Here is a 23304-nt window from a genome sequence, read left to right as displayed (position 1 = left end):
GCGTCACCCCCTCCCGGGATGCCAGGCGGCCGCACAAGGAAGAGACAATGGCTCCACTCGTCAACGAACCCATGGCCGATACGCGCGACATGTACATGGCCCATACTGCGCTGCGCCGCGAGTTCAGGCTGCTTCCCGACCTCATCCGGTCCGTCGCGCCGGGCGACACCCGGCGCGCGGAGGTCGTCGGTGCCCACGCGGCGCTGGTGTGCCGGGTCCTGCACACGCACCACGAGGGCGAGGACCTGCTGCTGTGGCCCAAGCTGGCCGAGCGCGCCGGCGTGGATGCGGAGGCCATCGTGCCGACGATGGAGCAGCAGCACCACGCCATCGACGCACTGCACGGCGAGGTGACCGGACTGCTCGGGGGATGGCGTTCCACCGGGCGGGGAGGCGAGGAGCTCGCGGACGCGTTCGAGCGGCTGTTGACCGTGCTCGTCCGGCACATGGCACTGGAGGAGAAGGAGATCCTGCCGCTGGCCGCGAAGTACGTGACCGCTGCGGAATGGCACCAGCTCGGCGAGCACGGGATGGCGAGCACACCGAAGAAGGACCTGCCGCTCGTCTTCGGCATGGCGATGTACGAGGGCGATCCCGAGACCATCAAGGCGGTGCTGGCGACGGCCCCGCTGCCCGTCCGGCTGATCGTCCCCGTCCTGGGACGCCGCCGGTACGCGTCCCACGCCCGGCAGGTCCACGGAACGGTCAGGCCGGCGCGCGTCGGTTCCTGACGCACCCGACGGTTCCCCGGCCGGGACCGGGGCGCCAGGACCGAGGCACGGCCTCGGCCCTGGCGCCGGCCCGGGGGGGGCGGATCATGCGCATGCGGGCGGAAGCGTTCGCTCTCCTTGCCGGACCCCTCTCCCGCCGAATACGACGGCACAATCCCGCCCTATTACGACTCCATTCGGCATGGGATTCGCGCAGGTGAATCAATTGTGACATTTCTCTCAATACGCATTCCGCATGCATATCGCCTTGTGTGACAAATGTCCCAATAGCAGGAATTCGTGTTTGCGGATGTCCCCACAATGTCTGCGGGTGTCCCGCACTCCCCGCCGGAAGGGCCGCCGATGGCCCCGGCAGGACCCTACGGTGGCCGCGATGGGGGTTCCCCGAGTGGGCCGCGCGTGACGCGGAGAGCGCCGCCTGGGCCCCGGGGAACCGGGCAACTCCTCACAGTTCGCGAGGACATCGTGATCGAAGCATTCTGCACGGACATCCAACCGCCCGCCGAGCGGGCCGAGTACTGGAGGGACGCCGTACGCAGGGCGTTCACCCGCCTGGAGATCCGCACCCAGGGAGCGGCCGAGCTCCACGGGGCGATACGCCGGGCCTGCGTCGCCGGCGTCCAAGCGGGCTTCCTCGAGGCGAGCCCGCAACGGATGGCGCGTACCGCCCCGCTCATCGCCGCCGACGGCGACGGCTCGCTGATCGTGAGCCTGCAACACACCGGCGGCAGCGTCGCGGCCCAGGACGGCCGCGAGACACCGGTGGCCGCCGGCGAACTCGTGATCCTCGACAGCCGCAGGCCGTACGTCCTGGACTTCGCCGGCCCCGTGCGGCAGCACGTGGCCACGGTCCCGCGCCAGCTGCTGGACCTCCCCGACTCGCTCCTGCGCCTGGCCACCGGCCGCACCTACTCACCCGGCCACGGGATCGGCGGGATCCTCGCCTCATACGTCGACGGGCTCGTGACCACGACGGAACACTGCATCTGCGCACAGGACGCGAAACGCTTCCTGCGCCAGGGCATCGTCGACGTGCTCACCGCCCTGGTCGCCCTGGAAGGCACCTCAGGGGAGCAGGCCGCGGTGGAGCGGGCCCTGCTGCAGCGCGTCCGTGCCTACATCCGCGCCCATCTGGACGATCCCGCGCTCTCCCCCGCGACGGTCGCGGTCGCGCACCACATCTCCGTCCGCTACCTGTACCAGCTCTTCCAGGACGAGCCCATGACCGTAGGCCGATGGATCCAGCGCCTGAGGCTGGAGGCCTGCCGCAGGGACCTCGTACGGCCGGAGCTCGCGGGACAGACGGTGGCGGCGATCGCACACCGGTGGGGCTTCGCCAGCCACGCGCACTTCAGCCGCACCTTCCGGGCGGTCTACGGTCTCTCCCCGGCGGAGTGGCGGCAGGCCGGCGCCCTGCAGGTCGCACCCCTCCAGGCAGCCGGCCCGCTCCCCCAGCCGACTGACAGGTGATCAGTCCTGCCGCAGCTGCCCCGCGTCCTCGCCGAGGGCCTCACCGGCGGGCCGGGGCAGCGCGGCGGCGGCCGGTTCCTCCATCCGGGTCAGCGCGACCATCGCGAGATCGTCCTCCGGGAGCGCACCGGCGTGGTCGACGAGGTCCCGGAGGATCTCCCCGAGCGCTTCCGGCAGGCATTCGTGGTGGTCCGGGCCCTGCCGGACCCAGCGCCACGCCGTCGCCCGGTCCATCAGCGGGTAGCAGTGCCCCGCGGCGTCGCGGGCCTCGACGAGCCCGTCGGTGTAGAGCAACAGCGTGTCCCCGGGGGCCAGTTCGAAGCGTTCCTCGATGGCCCCGCAGCCCCGCAGAGAACGCAGTCCCAGCGGGGGTGACGGGCAGCCCGGCACAAGGGCGACGGTCCCCCCGCGGGCGCGTACGGGCGGCGGATGGCCGTGGTTGACCATGCGGGCGAGCTGTTCGCCGTCCCGTACCTCCAACAGCAGTGCGGTCACGAAGCGTTCGTCCGTGTCGCGGACGGCGCCTTCGGCTTCGGCCAGATGGCGCACGAAGCTCTCCTCCAGCCGCGCCGACAGCTCCGCCAGGGTCGCCGCACGCGGGGCCCATTCGCGGAAGGCCCCGAGCACGGCCGCGACGTCCTCGAACGTGAGCAGGCCCTTGCCGCACACGTCACCGATGATCAGGCGGGTCGTCCCGCCTTTGCGCGCGACGGCGTAGAGGTCCCCGCCGACCTGTCCCCGCCCGCCGCAGGCCCGGTAGACGGAGGCGAGCCCCAGCGCCCCGACCCGCTCGGGGAGCGGCCGCAGCAAGGTCCGCCGCACGGTGTCCGAAACGGCGCGCGCCCGCGCCGCCCCGTGACGGTACCGGTCCTTCATGCGGGCCATCACCACCGCCACGACCCCTGCGGTGACCAGCGGCGCGAGTCCGCACGCGAGACTCGGATGGGCGTACAGCGGCAGGATCACGCACACCGCGCACACCGCGAGCATCCACGCCACGCCGCCCACGACGGCCAAATGCCGGGGCGGCCGCCCGCCGTCGGGCTCCTCCTCGAACTGTTCGATGTCCGGCATCGGCATCACTCCCTTGGGGTTCGTGCGCGGGGCCGGAGGCCGACGGATCCGCGAACGGTGCCGGACCCGCGCATTGGTGTCCCACTTGTGATGGGACACCTCGACCGTAGGAGGACTCCCCGCCGGGCTCCTTGCCCCGTTGTGCACGGCCCCTTGCCCACCCGTGCAGTCCCCCGCCCACCTGGGCGCCCGGGCGCCGAGCCGGCCCCCGCACGTCCGCGGCTAGCGCTTGGCGAGGCCCGTCAGGGCGTCGCGGAGCGCCGCGCGGGAGGTGATGCCGAGTTTGGGGAAGACCCGGCCCAGATGGCCACCGACAGTGCGGGGGGAGAGGTAGAGCCGCTCGGCGATCTGCTTGTTGGTCAGGCCGGAGGCCGCGAGATGGGCGATCTCGACCTCCTGCGGGGTGAGGCCGACCGACTCCGGCCCGTCGGCCCGCTTGACCATCCATCCAGTCGCCTGCAGCGCGCGCCTCGCCCGGTCCGCCCACGGCCGTGCGCCGAGTTGCTCGAAGGTCGCCAGGGCCGCGCTCAGTGACGCCCTGGCGTCGGTGGTCGACCGCGCCTTGCGCAGGCGTTCGCCGTAGGCCAGGGTCACGCGTGCCAGGTCGAAGGGCCACTGCTGGAGGCCGGGGTGCGACAGGGCCCGCTCGAAGTGCCCGATCGCCTCCTCGTCCGCCTCGGCGGCCGTCGCGGCCGAAGCGTCGACGAGCATGGCCCTGCGCGGGGACAGCGCCGCAATCCCGGCCTGCCGGACGGCGGTCACGTGGGCGGCCGCCTCCGCCTGCCGCTGGGTGCGCACGGCCGCCTCCACCACGTCCCCGGCCACCAGCAGCGCCACCGGGGTGTACGGGGCCAGTTCACCAGGTCGGCTGATGGCCGCCGCGTGCCGGTAGGCGCGTTCGAAGTCGCCCTCCGCCTGCGCGACGAGCACCCGGATGTGGTCCGCCAGGGTCACCAGATGCTGCGCGCCACGGGACGTCCCCCACAGGGCCATCGCGTCGGCTGCCTCCACCGCGAGGCCCGCTTCGCCGCGCGCCGCCGCGACGACCGCCTTGTAGTAGCGGAAGTACCAGGAGACGGCCTCGAAGGCGTGCTCCTTGCACAGGCGCAGTCCCTCGTCGGCAAGCTCCGTCGTGTCGTCCCACCGTCCCGCGAGGAACGCGTCCGTGCACAGGAGCGGCAGGGTGACGATCTGCCGGCGGCCCTGGGGCAGGACGCGCGATACGGCGTCACGCACCCCGGAGAGCCGGTCCGCGGCGATGCTCGCGGCGCCGATCCGGGTGATCCTCGACGGGGCCGTCTCCTGGGAAAGGCCCGCGATGAGTTCCTCCAGGTCCCCCAGTGCCGCCAGGGCGGTGCGTGCGGGATCGCCCTGGGTGGCGACGTTCACCCCCAGCAGGGGCGGCGCGTCGGGCCCGAGCCGGTCCAGGATCCGGTGGAGGGGCGCCCACAGCTCTTCACGGCCACCCAGGCAGCACAGCATCAACAACAGGTAGAGGGCCTCCTCGAGGGCCGGGTCGCAGACGCCGTAGGGATGGTCGCCGTTCTCGATCGCGCCGAGGAGTACCTGGTGGGCCGTGTCGATGTCCCCCTCGCCGTCGAGCAGCCGGTGGACCGTGACCGCCGCCGAGTAGAGGGAGGCGCGGGCGTCGGTACCAAAGCGCCGGGCGTCGTCAAGAAGGCGGGACGCCATCGTCAGCTCACCGGAGGCGTCCGCGCGTATGTACGCGGCGGTGGCCAGCCGGCGGCCACGGTCGGCCGCGCCGGGGCTCAGGTGCGCGGCCTTGGTGAGGGCCCGGATCGCGGCCATGGCGTCGCCGCGCCGCAGGACCCGGTGGGCGGTGCCCTCCAGCAACGCGGCGACGTGTTCGTCCTGTTCCACGCACGCCTCCCCCAAGTGCCACGCGCGCTGGTCGGGGCGGTCGTGCAGCACCTCGGCGAGTTCGCGGTGCACGGCACGGCGCTCCGCGGAGGTGGACGCGTCGACCACCGCGGCACGGAACAGCGGGTGCCGGAAGCTCACGCGGTGGTCGAACTCCTCGATCCGCACGAGGCCGTCACGCTCGGCGGCCTCCAGGTCCACCAGGTCGGCCCCGACGCCGAGCCGGTGCGCGGCGGTCTGCACGACGGCCAGGTCCCCCGTCCCCTCCAGCGCGGACACCAGCAGCAGACGGCGTGTCGCCGCGGGCAGCTCCGCCACGCACGAGCCGAAGACCTCGCGCAGGCGCCGCGTGAGCGGCAGCGCGGCCGGCGGCCGCTCCAGTCCGGCGCGCTGCGGCCCGGTCAGGGCCGCCGGCAACTCGACCAGGGCCAGCGGATTTCCCTGCGCCACCGCGACGACGCACTCCACGACCGGCCCGGCGAGGTCCGGATGGGACGAGCCGGCCAGGAGCCGCGACGCGCTCTCGTCCAGCGGCAGGACCTCGTGTCCGGTGCGTACGCCGTCCTCGACGGAGCTGCGACGACCCTTGCGGACGGCCGCCAGGAACCTGACGCGGCTTCCCGGGAGCCGGCGTGCGGCAAATCCCAGCACGGCCGCGCTCGCCGGGTCCACCGCATCGAGGTCGTCGACGACCAGCAGCACCGGCGTCGCGGTGGCCGCGTTGCGGAGCAGTACCAGGGCCGCGTTGGAGACCAGGAACCGCTCGGGCGGGGGTCCCTCCCCGAAGCCCAGGGCCACCCGCAGTGCCTCGCGGTGCGCCCCGTCCAGGGCTTGCGGATCCTCCTCCCACAGCGGGAAGAGCAGCTGGTTGAGTGCCGCGTACTCCACGTCGCTCTCGGACCGCGTGCCCGCCGCCCGCAGCACCCTGGCACCGGCTGCCAGTGCCCTCTGGGCGAGATGGCCGAGCAGCGCCGTCTTGCCCACCCCGGGCTCACCGGACAGCAGCACCGCGCCACCGGAATCGACGGAGCCGAGCAGACCCTCGATCCGGTCCACGTCCCCCGCGCGTCCGACCAGCCCCTGGCGCGTTCCACCGCCGACGTCGGCGGTGTACACGGAGGTTTGCATCGGAGTTTCCGGCTCTCTGGTTCCGGGGCTGGGCTCAAGCATTCTCACACGGCACGGGCGGCGTACTCGTGCGGGCCACCGTGATATCCGACTCATGACCGCAGGAGAATTCACCTGCGGTATTTCCGATGGACGGTTCCCGGACCACTTCCGTCAAGGAGTGCAGGTCAACGACCCGGGAGCCACCGACTCAGGGCGTTGATGAGCCTTTCCAGCGCGGGCGGCCCGTCCGAGCGGTCCGTCATGACGGTGCGACCGCCGAATTCGAGGGTGTACTGGAACATGTCGTTTGCCGCCATGTTCATTGTGAAGTCCGGGACGTCTTCCAGCGCCGGGTCACCGAGCAGAAGCCGCAATTGCTCGAACCGGGCAGCACCGACCCGGCGCTGCACGGGTTCGCCCTTGCCCATCGTGAGGACGGTGCCGTCACCCCGGAGCGTCACCTGCTGGTGGACGCCTGCGAAGCCGCCGCTGACGGTCATCACCACCAGCTTCTGACGGGGTCCGCGGACGGGCACCGGTGACGGCGTGCGGCTCGGCGAGGGCGAGGCGGAGGCTGTGGCGGAGGGATGCGCGGACGGGAACGGGGAGCCGGACGACGAAGACGTGGCGGAAGCCGTCGCGGTGACCACGGCGACATCCGCCGGCTCCCCCGCAGTCTCGCCGATGGTGAGGGTGCAGCCCGTGGAGCCCAGCACCCCGGCGACGAGAACCGCCCCGGCCAGCACCGCCCTGTCCAGTGTCCTCACGGCTGTCTCCCCGCCAGTCGATCGCCCCAACTCCCGCCTGGATACCACGGAATCGCGCCTTCCGGCCCCGCTCCCCCGCCCCCGTGCCCCCCGGCGCGCCCGAGGCCCGTCACCCGGTCGGCCACTGAGGGCGCGTCAGATGGGACCCGGGGTGTTTCTTGCCGCGGGAGAACGGTGCAGTCCGCCCTCGAGGCCCCATGCTGGAGGTGATGCTGTGATCCGCCGAGTCGGCTTGGCGGCGCCGGCCGGACACCGTCCGAGGTGCGTGCACGTGTGGACGGCAGCCGCGGCCGTGGCTCTGACGTCCGGTGCCGTGACGGGAATGGCGCATGCGGGCAGCGGAGAGCGCGCCGCGACTCCCGTGCTCACGTCTCCGGTCGCCGCCCCGCAGAGCTCCGCTTTCCCGTGCTTCTTCGTCCCGGCCGTGCCCGGCTACTGCCCGCCGCGATTGGGCCGCCCCGGAACGCCCGGCCCGCCGGGACCCCCGCGTCCGGCCGGGCCTGCGGGCCCGACGGGCCCGGGCGGCCTGACTGGAGCTGCCGGGCCGTCAGGCGCGCCGGGCCCCACAGGGCCCGCGGGACCGTCAGGCGACCCCGGCTCTGTGGGGCCCACCGGGCCGCAGGGGCCACAAGGCCCGCAGGGAGACCCGGGATCCCTGGGTCCCACCGGGCCGCAGGGCCCGCGGGCCCGCCCGGGCCCAGCGCCGTTCACGGTCTGCGGCAATTCAGCGCCAGCGGAACCTTCGTTCCGCCCGACGGGGTCACCACCGCCTTCCTCCAGCTGTGGGGCGCCGGTGGTGGCGGTGCCGGAGTGAGGCCGAACGGCAGCAACGGCACCGGTGGGGGCGGCGGCGGCTTCGTCTGGTGCACCGTCCAGGTACAGCCGGGGCAACCTCACACGGTCACCATCGGCGAGGGCGGGGCCGGCGGCCCCGCCAATACCGCAGGCACCCAAGGCGGACTCTCGCTCCTGTCCGCCCCTCCCGACAACCTCGCGCGGTCGCGCTCGCCACGGGCGGCTCCGGTGGACCCGCTTCCTCCATCGGAAGTGGCGCGCCGGGCATCGGTCTCTGCGGTCCACCCCTCAACCCGGACGCCGTCTCCCGCTCAGGCGGACCGGGCCTGAACACCGGCCAGGGCGGCCCCGCGACGAACGGCATCGTCACGCCGCCCGTGGGATTGTCGCTCATCGGCCAGCCACCGATCGGGGATTCGGGTTCGGGTGGCGACGGCGGCACCACGACAAGTCCTGCGGGCAGGCCCGGTGGGGCCGGATACATGGTCATCTGGTGGTGAGCGGGCCCCACCCGTGGCAGGCCCGGCGCGCCGCATGACGCGCCGGGCCCCGGCTCAGGAGGCCGCAGCCCCCGGAACGGAGACGAGCGGGAGAAGACCTCAGGCGTCGGCCAACTCGGCGTTCGCACGCTCCGTGATCAGTGTCAGCACCCGACCCGCGACAGCGAGGTCCTCGGCGGGGATACCGGCGTACAGCCGGGCGGAGATCCCGGCGGTCTCCGTGGTGGTGCTCTCGTGCAACTCCCGTCCGGCGTCCGTGAGCCGCATCCGGGACGCGTCTGCCGGGTCTTCCTCCAGCAGCATTGCGGCGGTCAGCTCCTCGATCACGCCGCACACGACCGGCACGTCGGTCTTGAGCGAACCGACGACGTCGCCGACGAGCTCGTCCCGGCCGATGGCCCCGCCCGCGGCAACGACGACCCGGAGCGTCACACTCTGGTGGAACGTGGCGCCGTGGCGGGTCAGCACGCCCTCCAGGAGGGCGCGCGCGGCGTAGTGCGCAAGGGCGATGACCCGGCCGTTGGCGGTGGGTGCGGGTGCGGTGGTGGTCATGACTGCTCCTCGTCGTTCTCGGTGTACGGATCAAGAGGTGCGTCGATCAGGGTCGCCAGCTCGCGGGTGAACTGCCGCGTGCGCGGGCTGTCCTGCCCCCCGAGCGGCTCCAGCAACTGGTCCAGCAGGCCCTGGACCACGCCGATCGCGCGTCGCGTGACGTCGCGCCCCTGCTCGGTCAGCGACAGCTGCATGGCGCGCGGGTCGCTCGGGTCCCGGGTGCGGTCGACGAGCCCGGCGGTCTCCAGGGCGCGGGCGAGCTTGGAGACGTACAGCGGTTCGAGGCCGGTGTGGTCGGCGAGCCGGCGCTGGCTGGGCCGCAGCCCGGAACGCGACATGCCGTACAGGGAGGCCATCACCGCGTACTGGGCGTGGGTCAGGCCCAGTGGTGCGACCGCCCGGTCGACGGCCACCCGCCATCTCATCGACAGGCGCCAGACCAGGTATCCCGGCGTGGCGCTCTCAGTTGCTGGACTCACGCCAAATACCGTACATGGCTACTATGTACATGGCTACTGAATTTCCGACTTCCGAACCGGTTCTGCCCGCGCCCTACGCCCGGTTCTGCCCGAGTCCGGCTCGGTGACGCCCACTTCGTGCACCCGGACTTGCCGATGTCTTGACGATACGTTCCATGGCCATTCAACCGAGCGTCCCCGGCGGGGGTGTGCGCCCTCCCTAAGGTCCTTGAGCGTTGCGGAAGAAGGGACTCATGGACACACTCCTCGCAGTCCGTGCTCGCGGAATCGCCAAGTACTTCGGGGACGTCGTCGCACTCGACGGCGTCGACCTCGACGTGACGCAGGGACAGATCCACGGCCTGGTCGGACCGAACGGCGCAGGCAAGACCACGTTGCTCGGCCTCCTGCTGGGCTTGGCGGTCGCCGACAGCGGCAGCCTCGGGATCCTGGGCACTCCGGTCGGGCGGGCGCTCGCCGCGCCCGACGGCGTCGCCGGCTTCGTGGACGGGCCCGGCCTCTATCCGTCACTCACCGCCCGGCAGAACCTCGCCGCGCTGGCCGCCCTCCGCGGGCAGGACGCGCGCACGGCCGGGATCGACGACGTACTGGCCCAGGTGGGACTCACGGACGTCGCGGACGACCGGGCCCGCGGGTTCTCGCTCGGCATGCGCCAGCGGCTCGGGCTCGCCGCCGCCCTGCTCACCAAACCCCGGCTGCTCGTGCTCGACGAACCGTCCAACGGCCTGGATCCGGCGGGCAAGAAGCACGTGCACGGGGTCCTGACCCGGCTCGCCGAAGAGGGGACCGCCGTCGTGCTGTCGAGCCACCGCATGGACGACCTGGAGGCACTGTGCTCCGAGGTCACCATCCTGGCCACCGGACGGGTCGTCTTCTCGGGCCCGCTGGGCAAGCTGGCCGCCGAGAACCGTGAACTCGACTACCGGCTGCTCACCTCCGACCCGGAGGCCGCCCGCGAACTGGCCCTCGGCACGACCGGAATCCGCGTCGTCGACGACGCCGGCGTACGGAACGACGCCGACCTCCTGGTCGTGCGCGCTCTGGTGCCGGCCCTCGACGAACTCGTGGTGGGGATCGTTCGGGCGGGCATCGCACTGCGTGAGCTCGCACCCGTCGTCTCGCCGCTCGAGGCGGCGTTCCTCGCCCTCACCCAGCAGCAGGAGGCCGGCCGATGACCGCGACCGTCGTCGCCGACAACGTTGTCCCCGTCCGTCGCGTCCCGGTTTCGCGCGGCTACCGCTTCGAGCTGGTCAAGCTGGTGTCGCAATGGCGGATCCGCCTGCTGGTCCTGGCCTGCTGGATCGCGCCGGCGCTCTTCGTCGCCGCGGTGAGCCGGCAGAGCACGCTCCCCGTCGACACCCTCTTCGGCCGCTGGATGCACGCGACGGGGTGGGCCGGACCGCTGGTGATGCTCGGTTTCGCGGGCACCTGGGCCCTCCCGCTGCTGACCTCGGTCGTCGCCGGCGACGTCTTCGCCTCCGAGGACCGGCTCGGCACCTGGCGGCACCTGCTGGTGGCGGTCCGCTCAGCCCGGCGGATCTTCGTGGCGAAGGCGCTGGCCAGCCTCACCGTCCTGCTGCTGCTCGTGGCCGGGATGGCCTGCTCCAGCGCGGTCGGCGGGGTCGTGGCGGTCGGCAACCAGCCGCTGGTCGGCCTCGACGGCCACCTGCTGACGCCGTCCGACGCCGCCGGGCAGGTCCTGCTCGCCTGGCTCTGTGCACTCGCCCCGACGCTCGCCCTGGCCGGGATCGGCCTGCTCGGTTCCATCGCGCTCGGGCGCTCCCCGATGGGCCTGCTGCTGCCCGCGCTCGTCGCGCTCGCGATGCAGCTCGCGCAGATGATGCCGCTCCCCGTCGTCGTACGCCTGGCCCTGCCCGGCTACGCCTTCATCTCCTGGAACGGGCTGTTCGCCGGCCCCCAGCAGCTGGCACCGCTCCTCATCGGCATCGCGGTCAGCCTGCTGTGGTCCGTGACCACGACGGCCCTGGCCTACCTCCTCTTCCTGCGGCGCGACTTCACCAACCTGACCGATGACGGCTCCGCGCGCCGCGCGCTCCTCGCCGGCGCCCTGCCGCTGGCCGGGCTGCTCGCCGCGACGGTCGCCGTCCTCACCGCGACGACGACGGCCACGGGTTCCGGGGTCGAGCAGGACAAGGTGCAGCGCTCGGTCGCCACGGCCTTCGCTCACCTGTACCGCATGCAGACCGACCAGCTCCACCGTCCCGCCGTCACCGAAGCGCAGCTCAAGGCCACGGCGGCGTGCACCAAGGGCGGCGTCACGGCCGATGCCGAAGGGCCCGGCAACGACTGGCGCTGCGTCGTCTCCTGGCACCTTCCCGGCGTCACCGCCACGGGCCAGGCCATCTACCAACTCGACGTCACTCCGGACGGGCGGTACGTCGCCGACGGCGACGGACCGAAGGAAGTCAACGGCTACTTCCTGGTGCGGACCCCGGTGGGGGACGCGCCGAACCCGCTCTGGCAGTTCGACGGCAACGTCGAACTGCTTGCCACCTCCCCGAAGGGATAACTCACCATGCAGGTCACACGTCGCCGCCGCGCGGGCGCCGAGAGGGATACCCATGCCCTCCCCGGCCGATGGTTCGGCAGCCGCAGAAGCCTCACGCTGGCCGCCGCGACCGCTGTCGTCCTCGCCACCGGTACCGGGATCGGGTTCGCCCAGACCACCCAGTTCGGCCACGACCAGGTCGGCCAGGTCACCGGCCGGGGGCAGGTCGTCTCGAGCGACCAGTACATCGCCCCGTACGGTGAGCACCTCGTCATCGACAACGGCAAGATCATGTCGTCCTCGGTCAGCCCGGACGGCACCCACCTCGCGGCCTCCGTCACCGACGGGGGCGTGGCGCTCGCCGTCGTGGACCTGAAGAGCTGGAAGGTCCAGCAGCTCGTCGGCAACTCCGCGTCCGCGGACCTGCGCATCGGCAGCAACAGCGTGGGCCAGGAGGGCCCCACGTACTCCCCCGACGGTTCGCAGCTGTGGCTGGGCCAGACCGACGGCTACACCCGCTTCACCGTGAACCCCGACGGCAGCCTCGCCAACCCGACGTCCGTCTCCGTCCCGGCGGACGGCTCCAAGCACGCCCTGGTGGGCGAGCCGGTGTTCTCCTCCGACGGCTCCACCGTGTACGCCGCGGTCAACGGCCAGAACCGCGTGGTCGCCATCGACACGGCTACCGCGACCGTCAAGCAGAGCTGGGCCGTGGGCAACGCCCCGCGCGACATGGTCGTGGTCGGCTCCAAGCTGTACGTCAGCAACGAGGGCGGGCGCCCGGCGAAGCCCGGCGAGACCACCATCAACTCGTACGGCACGCAGGTACCGGCCGACCCCAAGACCGGTGCCACCACCACCGGCACGGTCAGCGTCATCGACCTGGCCGACCCGGCGGCCGCCGTCGCGAGCATCGACGTGGGTCTGCACCCGACCGCCCTGTACGCCAAGAAGGGGGCGCTGTTCGTCACGGACACCGCCACCAACGACGTGTCGGTCATCGACACCCGCAAGAACAAGGTCGTACAGACCATCGCCACCCAGCCGTGGCCGGAGGCGTCGGTGGGCTACGAGCCCAACGCCGTCACGCTCACCGACGACGGCCACCTGCTGGTGACGCTGGGCCGCGCCAACGCGGTCGCCGTCTACCGGTACAACTCCCCGCAGGAGCCGGTCGGCTACGTCGGCCTGCTCCCGACGGACTACTTCCCCGCGGAGATCGCCACCGTAGGCGACCAGGTCGTGGTCTCCAACACCCGCGGCATCGACGCCCGCCGGCCCACCGGCAGCGCCGGGCACGGCACCCACGACACCACCTCGAGCGTGCAGCGGTTCAGGCTGCCGAGCGAGAAGGTCATCAAGTCCCAGACGGCCAAGGTCTTCCAGCAGAACGGCTGGACCAACGGCTCGGTCAAGCTCGCGAAGGACAAGGGCAAGGACAAGGGCCGCACGAAGCCGGTGGCCGTCCCGCAGCGGCTCGGCGACCCGTCGACGATCAAGCACGTCTTCATGATCGTCAAGGAGAACCGTACCTACGACCAGGTCTTCGGCGACGTCACGCAGGGCAACGGCGACCCGTCCCTCGCGGAGTTCGGCGAGAACGTGACGCCGAACCAGCACGCGCTGGCCCGGCAGTTCGGGCTGTACGACAACACGTACGACATCGGCACGAACTCCGCCGAGGGCCACAACTGGCTGATGCAGGCGGACAACCCGGAGTACACCGAGTCCTCGGCCGGAGAGTACGCGCGCAGCTACGACACCGAGGACGACGCCCTCGGCCACCAGCGCACCGGCTTCATCTGGACCGGCGCGCAGGCGCAGGGCAAGAGCGTGCGGGACTTCGGCGAGTTCCACCAGTTCCTGACCAAGCCGTCGGGCGCGACCTGGCAGAACCTTTACTGCGACACCAAGAACATGCAGGCCACCGGGCAGGACACCGCCTACAACCTGGTCTCGTCCTCGCCGATCCCGTCTCTGAACAGCGTTTCGGTGCCCGGCTTCCCGAAGTTCGACACCAGCGTCCCGGACGTCTACCGGGCGGAGATATGGAAGCAGGACTTCGAGAAGAACGGTCCGGCGAACCTGAACATGTTCTGGCTCTCCAGCGACCACACCGGCGGGCCCGCGGGCCCCGCCGCCCAGGTCGCCGACAACGACCTCGCGGTCGGCCGGATCGTCGACGAGATCTCGCACAGCACGTACTGGAAGGACTCCGCGATCTTCGTGGTCGAGGACGACTCCCAGGCCGGCCTCGACCACGTCGACGGCCACCGCGCCCCGATCCAGATCATCAGCCCCTGGGCCCGGCACGACACCGTCGACAGCCGCTACTACTCGCAGATCACGATGATCCGCACCATCGAGCAGATCCTCGGGATCCACCCGATGAACCAGAAGGACAGTGCGGCCACCCCGATGTTCGGGGCGTTCACCAAGAAGGCCGACTACACGCCCTTCACCGCGCTGCCCAACCGCACCCCGCTCACCGACGGCCTCAAGACCCCGCCCGCCTGCGGCCTGGACACCCCGGCGCCGCAGGACCCGAGCGCCGCGGCCGTCCCGACGACGAAGGTGCCTGCGGGCAAGAAGGCCCTCGCCGCGAAGTGGGAGGACTGGCAGTCCAAGCAGCGGCTGACCGGCCCCAACGCCAGGCCGGACTTCGCCAACCCCGCGCAGATGAACCACCTCACGTGGTACGAGACGCACCAGTGGACGACGCCGTACCCCGGCGAGGACAAGATCTTCGCCCCGGACGACGTCCCGGGCGCCTACATCCCGTCGGCGGAGAACGACGGCTGACGCCCGCTGATCACGGATGGGGGTCTCTGGCAGGCGGTGCCGCCGGCCAGAGACCCCCTGTGCGTCGACCTGCCGCGCTCCAGGCGGCCGTTCCGAGGACAGACCGAGCGCCACGAGATAATTGACTCGTCAAGGATTTGATACGCTCCGGAGGAAGACGGGCGGTCGCCTGACAACGGAGGCACGATGAGTTTCCTGCTGGACGAGAACGACCCCGACGACCCGACCTGGAACAGGCGCGGCGCGCTCTACGTGCCGTCGGGCCAGGGGCCGACCGTGTGGGCCGCGGACGACGTCTACACGGTCAAGGCCACGGGCGCGCAGACGAACGGGAACATCGGCTTCATCGAGGCCACCGTTCCGGCCGGTGGCGGCCCGGTGCCCCATGCGCACACGCAAGAGGACGAGACGTTCTACGTCCTCGACGGCGAGCTGGAGTTCGTGGACGGCGACCACGAGTTCACCGCCATGGCAGGGGACTTCATCCACGTGCCCAAGGGCATCCGGCACGGTTTCAAGAACAAGCGCATCCACGCGGCGCGCCTGCTCTTCATCTACACGCCGCCCGGCCTCGAACAGCTGATGCTGGACCACAGCACACCCGCCCGCCCCGGCGAGGCACCGCCGCCGGTCGACGAGGACATGGGCGCCCGCGCCGAGCAGGTCATCCGGCGCTCCAGGACGATCATGCTCCCGTAGGCCCTCAGCCGCGTCGGGTGAGGGCACCCGCCTCTGCGGCGGCGGTCACCGGGCGCGTGCGGCCGACCAGTAGGTGGCCGAGTGCTCGGTCAGCGTGAACCGCATCGGTGCGTCCATGGGTCCGACGCCAGTGTCCGGCGCACCAGCGGCAACCCGGCCGCGTCCGGGCGCCCCGCGGGCCTCGGAGCAGCCTCCAGGACCCGCGGGGGCGTGGCGCGGGGGCATTGATGCCGACGCGTCAGGCACACGGCCGCCGCCCCGTCACACTCTCGCGCGGACGAGGTCGATGAGCTTGGCCTCGGACTTCTTGTCGGCGTCCCGCTTTAGGGTGACGACCTGGATCGTGCACAGGCGGTCGTCGACGGTGAACGCGGTCATCATCGAGTTGTCGACGTCCTCCGAGCCGGCCGTCTTCGGGGAGCCGATGCTCAGGGTGACGGAGTGGTAGGTGTCGGGGTTCTCCCAGGTGCAGACGCTCTCCCCCACACCGGCGTCGGGGTGCCCGCCGTCGTTCTCGCCGATGAGCGGGGTGACCTCCTCGGGCTTGAGCAGGGTGCAGGCATCGACCTCCTTGCCGTCCTCCGGCGATCCGCCCGAGGCCGCTTCCTTCCCCTTGGCAGCGGAAGCAGGGCCGGACTGCGCGGGGGCCGCCTTCGCGCCGGTGTCCGACGAGCCGCAGGCGGTCGCAGTCGCGGCGAGGAGCACCAGGCCGACGATTGCCAGAGGTGAACGCATCACTGTTGGGTCCTCCGATGGTGGCGCGGCGGGCCGGAGGGGCACTCCGACCTCGTGTCCCGGCCCCGGAAGACGTCACCTCACGCCCGGCCAGTTGCGGACTCCTGTCACAGGGCGGCAACCGAATGTCATCGCCGTGCGACAGCCGTGTTCGCCGTGCCGGCGGCACGGCGAACACGGCCGCCCTTGCGGCGGCACCGCCTCACACGGACTCGGGCGCCTCCACGGGGTGCGCCGGCGGGGCGATGAGCGACGCCACGGGGTTCGTCACCGTGCGGCAGCGGGTCCAGCCCGCCGCCTCACCGTCGGTGGGCGAGGCGACCTCCGTGGGCTCCGTGGCGGGGGCGGTACCGAGCAGCCCGCGGTCCCGGCAGTAGTCGTCGTCGTAGATCGTGGAGAGGTAGCGGTGCGGCCCGTCGGGGAACACGGCCACGATGCGTGCCTCGGCGGAGTAGGTGCGGGCCGCCCATCCGGCGACGAGGGCGACGGCACCGACGCTCCAGCCGCCCGACGCGTAGTGGGAGCGGGCCAGGGCACGGCAGGTGTGCACGGCCTCGGCCGCGGCGACCCAGTGCACCTCGGTGAACTGCTCGTACGCCACGTTGCGCGAGTGGATGCTGCTGCCCAGGCCCCGGACGAGACGGGGCCTGACGGGCCGGCCGAAGGTGATCGAACCGACGGTGTCCACCCCGATCACGTGCAGGTCCGGGTTGACGGCGCGCAGCGTGCGGCTGATGCCCGCCGAGTGGCCGCCGGTGCCGACGCTGGTGACCAGGACGTCGACCCGGCCCAGTTGCTCGATCAGTTCCGCCGCCAGGGGCGTGTAGGCGTCGGCGTTGTCGGGGTTGTCGTACGGGTCGGCGCACCAGGCCCCCGGTTCGGCCGCCAGGAGTTCGGTCACGCGCCGGCGGCAGGCCTCCTGCCAGCCCTCGTAGGGGTGGGCGTCGCGGACGATGTCGAGACGGGCACCGCGTGAGCGCAGCAGGCGCTTCATGTCCGGCTCCAGGTCCGGATCGGTCACGAGCGTGACCGGGTGGCCGAAGACCCGTCCGGCGAGCACCAGTCCCAGGCCGAAGGCGCCGCTGGTGGACGCCACGACAGTCGCGCCGGGAAGGAGGTCGCCGCGCTCGCGTGCGCAGCCGACCATGTGGAGGGCGGAGCGGTCCTCGATGGCGCCTGGGTTGGCGCCTTCCAGCTTGGCCCAGAAGCCGCGTCCGGGAGAGGTGAGGGGGTGGGAGATCCACAGCAGGGGCGTGTCGCCGACCGCGGAGGCGAGGTCGTGGCCGGTGGTGGGCTCGTTCATGGTGTCCGCTTTCTGGAATCGGGAAGAGTGCCGTGCACGGCTCACCCACCGCCGGTGCGCACACGGGCAGGGGTGAGGGACCGTCAGCCGGTCCGGGGGGCGTCTTCTAGATGCGCCAGAGGCAGAGGACGGACGGCGCCGCAGTCGCTATGCGGGCGTCGGGGGCCGGGTCGCTCCCCGGTGTGTTGTGCGAGGCGGGCACCTGTCCGGGCGCCGCTTCGGCGGCGCCGGTCTGCGCGGGGCCGGTACCGTGCTCGCGTGGTCCGGTGCGGGACCCCGGGAGCTCGGCGGAGCCCGGGGAGCAGTCCTCACCGGGGTGGTGGGGAGTGACGGGGTGCGGCCGCTCCTGCGCGTTCTTCAGATGAACGTGCGGGTGCGGGCAGCTGCGGGCGTGCGCGGGCGAGCCGGCCACGGTGAAGCAGAATGCGGCCAGCAGCGCAACGAGGAACGTCGGGCACGTTCCGCGGTGGCGGCCTCGCACAGGCCGCACATTACGCCATGGAACATCCCGGAACGCGCTCAGGCGTGCGGCGGTTTGCCGCTCAGATGGTGATCCGCGAGGTTGAGCACCTCGTCGACGAGCCTGCGCAGATGGCCGTCGGAGAGTGCGTAGATCACCCTGCGGCCCTCCTTGCGGGAGGAGACCAGGCCCGCGATCCGGAGTTTGGCCAGGTGCTGGCTGACGGCGGGACGTGCGGCGCCGACCCGCTCGGTCAGCGTGGAGACGTCCGCCTCGCCCCCGGTCAGCGTGTGCAGCAGGGCGAGGCGGGTGCGGTCCGCGAGGAGGCTCAGGAGCTCGGCCCCGCGGACGTAGTGCTCGGTGCCCGGTTCCCGCGGGTGCGCACCATGCGCAGGTGACAGGTGCATGCGTGCGTTCATATGCACATAATGGGGGGAAGGCTCAGCCCGTGTCCACCCACGACTCCCCGGAGGCGGTCCCATGAACGGCCGGCACACGCACCCTCAGCACGACCACGGCCACGGGCAGGAACACGGGCACGACCACGGGTACCCGCACGGCCACGGCCACGACCGCTCGGCAGGCCACGGCCCCCGGAGCCGGGCACGCCTGCGCCACCGGCTGGGACACCTCCTGCGCCCGCACTCGCACGAGTCCGCCGACAAGGTGGACAGGGCCCTGGAGTCCTCCGCCGAAGGCATGCGGGCCCTGTGGATCTCGCTCGCGGTCCTCGGCGTCACCGCGAACGCCCAGGCCGTGGTCGTCGTCCTGTCCGGTTCGGTAGCCCTCCTGGGCGACACCGTCCACAACGCGGCCGACGCCCTCACCGCCCTCCCGCTCGGCGTCGCGTTCGTCCTCGGGCGGCGGGCCGCCACGCGGCGCTTCACCTACGGCTACGGCCGGGCCGAGGACCTCGCCGGGATCGTCATCGTCCTCACCATCACCGCGTCCGCGGGCTTCGCCGCCTGGACCGCCGTCGACCGCCTCCTGCACCCGCGGGACGTCGCCTACCTGCCCGCCGTGGCCGTCGCGGCGGTGCTCGGCTTCATCGGCAACGAATGGGTGGCCCGCTACCGCATCCGCGTCGGACGCAAGATCGGCTCCGCCGCGCTCGTCGCCGACGGCCTCCACGCCCGCACCGACGGCTTCACCTCGCTGGCCGTGCTGCTCGGCGCCGCGGGCGCCGCGCTGGGCTGGCGCCTGGCGGACCCCATCGTGGGCCTGGCCATCACGGCGGCCATCCTGCTGGTGCTCCGCGACGCCGCGCGCGAGGTCTTCCGCCGCGTCATGGACGCCGTCGACCCGGCGCTGGTGGACGACGCCGAGCGCGCCCTGCGCGAGGTGCCCGGGGTCCGGGAGGTGGGCGAGCTGCGCCTGCGCTGGATCGGGCACCGGCTGCGCGCCGAGGTCGCCGTGGTCGTCGACGGGAACCTCACCGTGCGTCAGGCCCACCACACGGCTGTCGCGGCCGAGCACGCGCTGCTGCACGCGGTCCCCCGCCTGACCGCCGCCTTGGTCCACGCGGACCCCGCACCCGTCCCCGGTGCGGCCGACCCGCACGCCGAACTGGCCCATCACGCCGCCTGAGAGGCACGACCCGGCCCGCGGGCGCGCCCGGAGGACCCGATCGCGCTTCCTCCCTGACGGCACCCGCGGGCCGACCCGATGCGGCGTCAGCCCGCAGGACCCGAGGTGCCGGACACGTCCGGAAATGCCGCCGTCGCGCGCGCATTCGCCGTGACATTGCTGGGCATATCTTCCGATATGCATCAGATTCGACACCTTCGACTGGTTCCTCCACCCCGTGCGCATGAGTGCGGCGGCGGCTGTCACTGGGTGAGGTGGGCGCGTGGGCATAGTGGGGATGACCTTGACCGTCGTGATCCTCGTGCTCGCTGGAGCGGGGCGGCGGCTCCGCCGATACCCCGGCGGCTGGAGATTCGCGCTCTCCGGCCGTCATGAAGCCGACAGGGACGCCCTGGACCGCGCCCGGCGGGCCGTCCGCAAGCTGCGGCGCCGGGCGCGGCGCGAACTGGCAAGGGCGCGGGCGCAGGTGGCACGGGCCGATCGTGCCCACCGGCGTCGCGTCGGCGACGCCGAACGGCACCTCGCGCGGCTGCGCCGGCCCGGGAAGGGCGCCTTCGTCGCGGCACTCGGGAAAGTGTCCCTGCACGCGCACGTGATGGTCATATCCGGGCGGGAGACGAAGGTGCTGCAGCTGGACGGCCTGCAGGTGCGGTTCGAGCACAGCCCGACGGGCCATCACCTCTACCTCAGGCGGCCGGACGGGGTGCACCTGGAGTCCTACCCGCCCGGGGAGCACGGCGAGGACGGCGTGCGCCGCTTCAGCGTCCGCGTCGAGAACGCCGTCGCCAAGGAGAACAGGTTCCGCACGGAGCTCGCCACGGCCGTCAAGAAAGCGGAGGACGCCCTCAAGGCGGCGCACGCCGATACCGGTCCCGCTCAGGACGCCCGCAGGTGGCTGGGCATGCTGACCGCCCGCCAGATCCGCGACCCGGCACTCGCCGGAGCACTCGCGGGCCTGGAAGCCGCCCGGGACCGGTGGCAGGGGCTCACGGGGCGACGCCCTCCACCGTAGGCGGGTGGAACGGCGCCCTCACCGCGGCGGGCGCTCCGGCCGCTGCGGCTCGACGGGCGACGTGAAGGCGTCCCAGTCGGCGCGGCCACCGGCCCCCATGACGGCGGTGGCGGACCCCAGTTCCGCACCTGAACGGGACCGCAGCTCGCGCCGGGCCATCCACGAGACCACCGGGGGGAACAGCGGCCGCAGCGGCTGGCAGAAGCGCAGCCACGGTGGCGCGTACACATGGTGTGCGCGACGTGCGATGCCCGTGGCGAGCCAGTCGGCGACCTGGACGGGCGAGTGGACGCGCCGTGCGAACGACGGCTGGTTCTTCCGCAGGGCGCGCAGTACGGGGTGGTCGTCCAGATCGACGATCATGTCGGTGCCGGTCCAGTGGAGGTAGGCGATGCCGACGGTGACGCCGTCGGGCTCGACCTCGCCGCGCAGGGCCTGGGCGAAGGACTCGGCGCCGGCCTTGGAGGCGCAGTAGGCGCTCATCAGCGGGGCGGCGGAGAAGGCGGCGGTCGAGGCGATCTGCAGGAAGTAGCCGCGGGTCCGCGTGAGCTGGGGCAGGAAGGCCCTGGCCGTGTTCGCGGCCCCCACCAGGTTGACGTCGATGACGCGCTGCCAGAGTTCGGCTTCGGTGTGGGCGAAGGGCCCGCCGGCGGCGATGCCCGCGTTGGCCACCACCACGCTGGCGGGGCCGAGTTCCTCGTCCACCCGCCGGGCCGCGTCTTCGAGTGCCGGGCGGTCGGTGACGTCCGCCTCGACGAAGATGTTCGGGCGGGGCAGGGCGGCCGCCGCCTGACGCAGGGTCGCCTCCTCACGGCCCAGCAGCGCGACCCGCATGCCGGCTGACGACAGGTGCAGGGCGAGCGCCTCCCCGACTCCCCGGGCCGCGCCGGTGACGACGGCCACGCGCCCCTCCAGCGGGGCCGTCGCCCTGCGGTTGCGTACGCTGGAACCGGTCGTCATCAGGGGCACACCGTTCAATCCTGGTCCGGAAGCGGGGGCACCACCGAGTGAAGCCGAGGTTCGGGCCCGGGGTCGCGTGCCGCGTCGGACGGCCGCGGGGCGGCCACTCGAACGGAGGCCTGGACACGTGCGACGTACGCACACGGCGCCGGACGCACGCTGTCCCACGGCGGACGAGTCGAAGGAGAAGGCGATGAACACCCACCGGGCCGGCCGTACGGCCGTGCGCCGCGATGTGCACCGCAGCGGCCGTGTGTGGAGCGAGCACGCGCTCCGTGTCCTCGCCGACACCGGCACCGCCCTGGTGACCGCCTGTGCTCCCGGCGCGCAGACCCGCTGGCCCGTCGCCTACGCGCAGGCCCGCGCCACCGGCGACCGCACGGTGCGCACCGACGGGATCGACGCCCTCGCCACGGGACGGTGGGAGCTCACGCCCGGGCGGTGGCAGGAGACCGAGCTGCGGATGTGGAAGCCGCCCACCGCCTGGTTCAGCGTCAACGCCTTCTACACCGGGGCCGGGCTGCGGAACTGGTACGTGAACTTCGAGCGCCCCACGATCCGGACCGCCGACGGGTTCGACACCTTCGACCTCATCGTGGACCTGCTCGTCGCCCCCGACCTGAGCAGCTGGGAGTGGAAGGACGAGGACGAGTACGCCCACGTCCGCAGGCTCGGCGTCGTCACCGACACCGAGCACCGGGCCGTCGACGCGGCCCGCGAACAGGCGCTGGCGATGCTCGAGGAGCGTTCCGGACCGTTCGGCGAGGCCGCCGCGTGGGCGGCATGGCGATGGGAACCGGCCTGGCCCACACCGCGCCTGCCGCTCGCCGTACCCCAACGCGCAGGCCGGGAAGGTCACTTGTAAGGAGCGCTCGCGGGGACGGGATCAACCCCGCACGGCCGCCGACCAGTCCCGGGAGGCGTCCGCGCCCCAGCTCGCCAGCAGACGCAGCGCCTCCTCCGACGCCGAACCCGGCTCGGCGTGGTAGGTCGACAGTGACTGCTCCTCGTCGCCGGGGAGCGCGAGGGTCTCGTAGCGGAGGGTGAGCGCGCCCGCCAGCGGGTGCAGCAGCCGCATCCCGCCGTGCGACTTCCGCTTGACGTCGTGGGCGGCCCACAGCGAGCGGAAGTCCGCACTCCTCATGGAGAGCTCCCCGACCAGCGCCGCGAGTGCCGGATCGTCGACGTGCCGGCCGGCGTCCATCCTCAGCTGGCCCACCACGTCGGCGGCCTTGGACTCCCAGTCGGCGAAGAGCCGCCGGGCCGCCGGGTCGAGGAAGGTGATCCTGGCCCAGTTCCGGTCCTCGGGGGCGCGCTCCGCCCAGTCGCCGAAGAGAGCGGACGCCGAGCGGTTCCACGCCAGCACGTCGGTGCGGCGGCCCCACACGTACGCGGGGACGCCCTCCAGGGCCGACAGCAGTTCCCGGAGCTCCGGCCGTACCTGCCGGCGCTCGGGCGCGGGCCGCGGCTTGCGCCGCTTCGGCTTCGCCAGGTGCAGCAGGTGGGCGTGCTCCGCCTCGGAGAGCCTGAGCGCCCGCGAGATCGCGCCCAGCACCTCCACGGACACGTTGCGGCCGTTGCCCTGCTCCAGGCGCGTGTAGTACGCCACGGACACCCCGGCGAGCTGTGCCAGCTCCTCGCGCCGCAGGCCCGGCACCCGGCGCCGGCCGTACTCGGCGAGCCCGATGTCGGCCGGCTTCAGCCGGGCCCTGCGGGTGCGCAGGAACTCGTTGAGCTCCGAGCGCGCGTCGAGGTGCCGCCCGGCGCCGGGTCCCGGACCGGGGTCCGGCCCGTCTCCCGGGCCGGTGCGGAGGTCGGGGTGGGTGGCCATGCGCTCCAGTATCACGCCGGATGCCGGGCGGAACCTGTCCCTGCCGG

At 72.5% G+C, this 23304-nt stretch carries 21 protein-coding genes; 10 read left to right on the top strand and 11 right to left on the bottom strand.

All coding sequences use genetic code 11. The features are described from left to right. Window positions 1–47: 47 nt before the first annotated feature. Both ABZ312_RS22545 and ABZ312_RS22540 read left to right on the top strand, forming a co-directional pair. Window positions 48–731, top strand: coding sequence for a hemerythrin domain-containing protein (locus tag ABZ312_RS22545; protein WP_500438621.1), 684 nt, complete (start codon window positions 48–50; stop codon window positions 729–731). Between the two features lie 465 nt (window positions 732–1196). After that, window positions 1197–2201, top strand: coding sequence for a helix-turn-helix domain-containing protein (locus tag ABZ312_RS22540; protein ID WP_500327127.1), 1005 nt, complete (start codon window positions 1197–1199; stop codon window positions 2199–2201). Here the strand turns inward: ABZ312_RS22540 and ABZ312_RS22535 are convergent, their stop codons facing one another. The 3 genes from ABZ312_RS22535 to ABZ312_RS22525 form a co-directional block, all read right to left on the bottom strand. Then, window positions 2202–3275, bottom strand: a complete 1074-nt coding sequence (locus ABZ312_RS22535) for a PP2C family protein-serine/threonine phosphatase (protein WP_500438620.1) — start codon at window positions 3273–3275, stop codon at window positions 2202–2204. It lies immediately after the preceding gene. A 222-nt stretch (window positions 3276–3497) separates the two neighbouring features. Continuing rightward, entirely contained in the window at window positions 3498–6284 is a 2787-nt protein-coding gene (locus tag ABZ312_RS22530; protein WP_500438619.1) for an ATP-binding protein, read from the bottom strand. A gap of 167 nt (window positions 6285–6451) precedes the next feature. Then, window positions 6452–7033 (bottom strand): hypothetical protein, encoded by a 582-nt coding sequence (locus ABZ312_RS22525; protein ID WP_500327122.1) that lies wholly within the window; start codon window positions 7031–7033, stop codon window positions 6452–6454. 261 nt (window positions 7034–7294) lie between these two features. On the opposite strand from ABZ312_RS22525, the gene ABZ312_RS22520 reads away from it, so the two are divergent. Then, on the top strand, window positions 7295–8158 hold the full coding sequence (locus ABZ312_RS22520; RefSeq protein WP_500438617.1) for a glycine-rich domain-containing protein: 864 nt from the start codon (window positions 7295–7297) through the stop codon (window positions 8156–8158). Between the two features lie 269 nt (window positions 8159–8427). On the opposite strand, the gene ABZ312_RS22515 is transcribed toward ABZ312_RS22520, so the two are convergent. Together ABZ312_RS22515 and ABZ312_RS22510 are read right to left on the bottom strand one after the other, a co-directional pair. Next, complete coding sequence (locus ABZ312_RS22515; protein WP_500438616.1) at window positions 8428–8880, bottom strand: winged helix DNA-binding protein; 453 nt, start codon at window positions 8878–8880, stop codon at window positions 8428–8430. After that, entirely contained in the window at window positions 8877–9359 is a 483-nt protein-coding gene (locus ABZ312_RS22510) for a MarR family winged helix-turn-helix transcriptional regulator (RefSeq protein ID WP_500327117.1), read from the bottom strand. Before ABZ312_RS22510 ends, ABZ312_RS22515 begins: the two co-directional genes overlap by 4 nt. 233 nt (window positions 9360–9592) lie before the next feature. Between ABZ312_RS22510 and ABZ312_RS22505 the strand changes: the two genes are divergently transcribed. From ABZ312_RS22505 to ABZ312_RS22490, 4 genes are all read left to right on the top strand, one after another. Beyond that, on the top strand, window positions 9593–10534 hold the full coding sequence (locus ABZ312_RS22505; RefSeq protein WP_500327115.1) for an ABC transporter ATP-binding protein: 942 nt from the start codon (window positions 9593–9595) through the stop codon (window positions 10532–10534). Further along, window positions 10531–11889, top strand: a complete 1359-nt coding sequence (locus tag ABZ312_RS22500) for an ABC-2 transporter permease family protein (RefSeq protein ID WP_500359462.1) — start codon at window positions 10531–10533, stop codon at window positions 11887–11889. Before ABZ312_RS22505 ends, ABZ312_RS22500 begins: the two co-directional genes overlap by 4 nt. A 6-nt stretch (window positions 11890–11895) precedes the next feature. Further along, window positions 11896–14670 (top strand): bifunctional YncE family protein/alkaline phosphatase family protein, encoded by a 2775-nt coding sequence (locus tag ABZ312_RS22495; RefSeq protein ID WP_500359461.1) that lies wholly within the window; start codon window positions 11896–11898, stop codon window positions 14668–14670. 186 nt (window positions 14671–14856) lie between these two features. Beyond that, window positions 14857–15369 carry a cupin domain-containing protein gene (locus ABZ312_RS22490; protein WP_500327109.1) on the top strand — a complete coding sequence of 171 codons (513 nt, stop codon included), beginning with the start codon at window positions 14857–14859 and terminating at the stop codon, window positions 15367–15369. Between the two features lie 261 nt (window positions 15370–15630). Here the strand turns inward: ABZ312_RS22490 and ABZ312_RS22485 are convergent, their stop codons facing one another. The 4 genes from ABZ312_RS22485 to ABZ312_RS22470 all read right to left on the bottom strand — a co-directional run bounded on the left by ABZ312_RS22485 (window position 15631) and on the right by ABZ312_RS22470 (window position 18286). Further along, window positions 15631–16104, bottom strand: coding sequence for a DUF3558 family protein (locus ABZ312_RS22485; RefSeq protein ID WP_500327107.1), 474 nt, complete (start codon window positions 16102–16104; stop codon window positions 15631–15633). 202 nt (window positions 16105–16306) lie between these two features. Continuing rightward, on the bottom strand, window positions 16307–17407 hold the full coding sequence (locus ABZ312_RS22480; RefSeq protein WP_500327105.1) for a PLP-dependent cysteine synthase family protein: 1101 nt from the start codon (window positions 17405–17407) through the stop codon (window positions 16307–16309). 106 nt (window positions 17408–17513) lie between these two features. Beyond that, the gene (locus ABZ312_RS22475; protein WP_500359459.1) at window positions 17514–17888 is read right to left on the bottom strand and encodes a hypothetical protein; all 375 of its coding nucleotides are present in this window, start codon (window positions 17886–17888) and stop codon (window positions 17514–17516) included. Window positions 17889–17926: 38 nt separating this feature from the next. After that, window positions 17927–18286, bottom strand: a complete 360-nt coding sequence (locus ABZ312_RS22470; protein WP_500327102.1) for an ArsR/SmtB family transcription factor — start codon at window positions 18284–18286, stop codon at window positions 17927–17929. Between the two features lie 61 nt (window positions 18287–18347). Here ABZ312_RS22470 and ABZ312_RS22465 point away from each other — a divergent pair, with 61 nt between their 5' ends. After that, window positions 18348–19454 (top strand): cation diffusion facilitator family transporter, encoded by a 1107-nt coding sequence (locus ABZ312_RS22465; protein WP_500438615.1) that lies wholly within the window; start codon window positions 18348–18350, stop codon window positions 19452–19454. Between the two features lie 277 nt (window positions 19455–19731). Continuing rightward, the gene (locus tag ABZ312_RS22460; RefSeq protein WP_500327099.1) at window positions 19732–20466 is read left to right on the top strand and encodes a hypothetical protein; all 735 of its coding nucleotides are present in this window, start codon (window positions 19732–19734) and stop codon (window positions 20464–20466) included. Between the two features lie 18 nt (window positions 20467–20484). Here the strand turns inward: ABZ312_RS22460 and ABZ312_RS22455 are convergent, their stop codons facing one another. Beyond that, window positions 20485–21426 (bottom strand): SDR family oxidoreductase, encoded by a 942-nt coding sequence (locus ABZ312_RS22455; protein WP_500438613.1) that lies wholly within the window; start codon window positions 21424–21426, stop codon window positions 20485–20487. A gap of 193 nt (window positions 21427–21619) precedes the next feature. Between ABZ312_RS22455 and ABZ312_RS22450 the strand changes: the two genes are divergently transcribed. Beyond that, window positions 21620–22291 (top strand): ribonuclease FAU-1 family protein, encoded by a 672-nt coding sequence (locus tag ABZ312_RS22450; protein WP_500438611.1) that lies wholly within the window; start codon window positions 21620–21622, stop codon window positions 22289–22291. A gap of 21 nt (window positions 22292–22312) precedes the next feature. Here the strand turns inward: ABZ312_RS22450 and ABZ312_RS22445 are convergent, their stop codons facing one another. Continuing rightward, the gene (locus tag ABZ312_RS22445; protein WP_500327094.1) at window positions 22313–23257 is read right to left on the bottom strand and encodes a helix-turn-helix domain-containing protein; all 945 of its coding nucleotides are present in this window, start codon (window positions 23255–23257) and stop codon (window positions 22313–22315) included. Between the last annotated feature and the right edge of the window lie 47 nt (window positions 23258–23304).

Source organism: Streptomyces sp. NPDC006207 (assembly GCF_040613835.1).
GTDB lineage: Bacteria > Actinomycetota > Actinomycetes > Streptomycetales > Streptomycetaceae > Actinacidiphila.
Note: the sequence above shows the minus strand (reverse complement) of the source record. Positions and strands in the feature narration are given on the sequence as shown.

Coding starts and splice junctions, on each gene's coding strand:
- ABZ312_RS22545 (WP_500438621.1), top strand. CDS start 48: ATGGCTCCACTCGTCAACGAACCCATGGCCGATACGCGCGACATGTAC.
- ABZ312_RS22535 (WP_500438620.1), bottom strand. CDS start 3,275: ATGCCGGACATCGAACAGTTCGAGGAGGAGCCCGACGGCGGGCGGCCG.
- ABZ312_RS22530 (WP_500438619.1), bottom strand. CDS start 6,284: ATGCAAACCTCCGTGTACACCGCCGACGTCGGCGGTGGAACGCGCCAG.
- ABZ312_RS22515 (WP_500438616.1), bottom strand. CDS start 8,880: ATGACCACCACCGCACCCGCACCCACCGCCAACGGCCGGGTCATCGCC.
- ABZ312_RS22505 (WP_500327115.1), top strand. CDS start 9,593: ATGGACACACTCCTCGCAGTCCGTGCTCGCGGAATCGCCAAGTACTTC.
- ABZ312_RS22500 (WP_500359462.1), top strand. CDS start 10,531: ATGACCGCGACCGTCGTCGCCGACAACGTTGTCCCCGTCCGTCGCGTC.
- ABZ312_RS22495 (WP_500359461.1), top strand. CDS start 11,896: ATGCAGGTCACACGTCGCCGCCGCGCGGGCGCCGAGAGGGATACCCAT.
- ABZ312_RS22490 (WP_500327109.1), top strand. CDS start 14,857: ATGAGTTTCCTGCTGGACGAGAACGACCCCGACGACCCGACCTGGAAC.
- ABZ312_RS22485 (WP_500327107.1), bottom strand. CDS start 16,104: ATGCGTTCACCTCTGGCAATCGTCGGCCTGGTGCTCCTCGCCGCGACT.
- ABZ312_RS22480 (WP_500327105.1), bottom strand. CDS start 17,407: ATGAACGAGCCCACCACCGGCCACGACCTCGCCTCCGCGGTCGGCGAC.
- ABZ312_RS22470 (WP_500327102.1), bottom strand. CDS start 18,286: ATGAACGCACGCATGCACCTGTCACCTGCGCATGGTGCGCACCCGCGG.
- ABZ312_RS22465 (WP_500438615.1), top strand. CDS start 18,348: ATGAACGGCCGGCACACGCACCCTCAGCACGACCACGGCCACGGGCAG.
- ABZ312_RS22460 (WP_500327099.1), top strand. CDS start 19,732: ATGACCTTGACCGTCGTGATCCTCGTGCTCGCTGGAGCGGGGCGGCGG.
- ABZ312_RS22455 (WP_500438613.1), bottom strand. CDS start 21,426: ATGACGACCGGTTCCAGCGTACGCAACCGCAGGGCGACGGCCCCGCTG.
- ABZ312_RS22450 (WP_500438611.1), top strand. CDS start 21,620: ATGAACACCCACCGGGCCGGCCGTACGGCCGTGCGCCGCGATGTGCAC.
- ABZ312_RS22445 (WP_500327094.1), bottom strand. CDS start 23,257: ATGGCCACCCACCCCGACCTCCGCACCGGCCCGGGAGACGGGCCGGAC.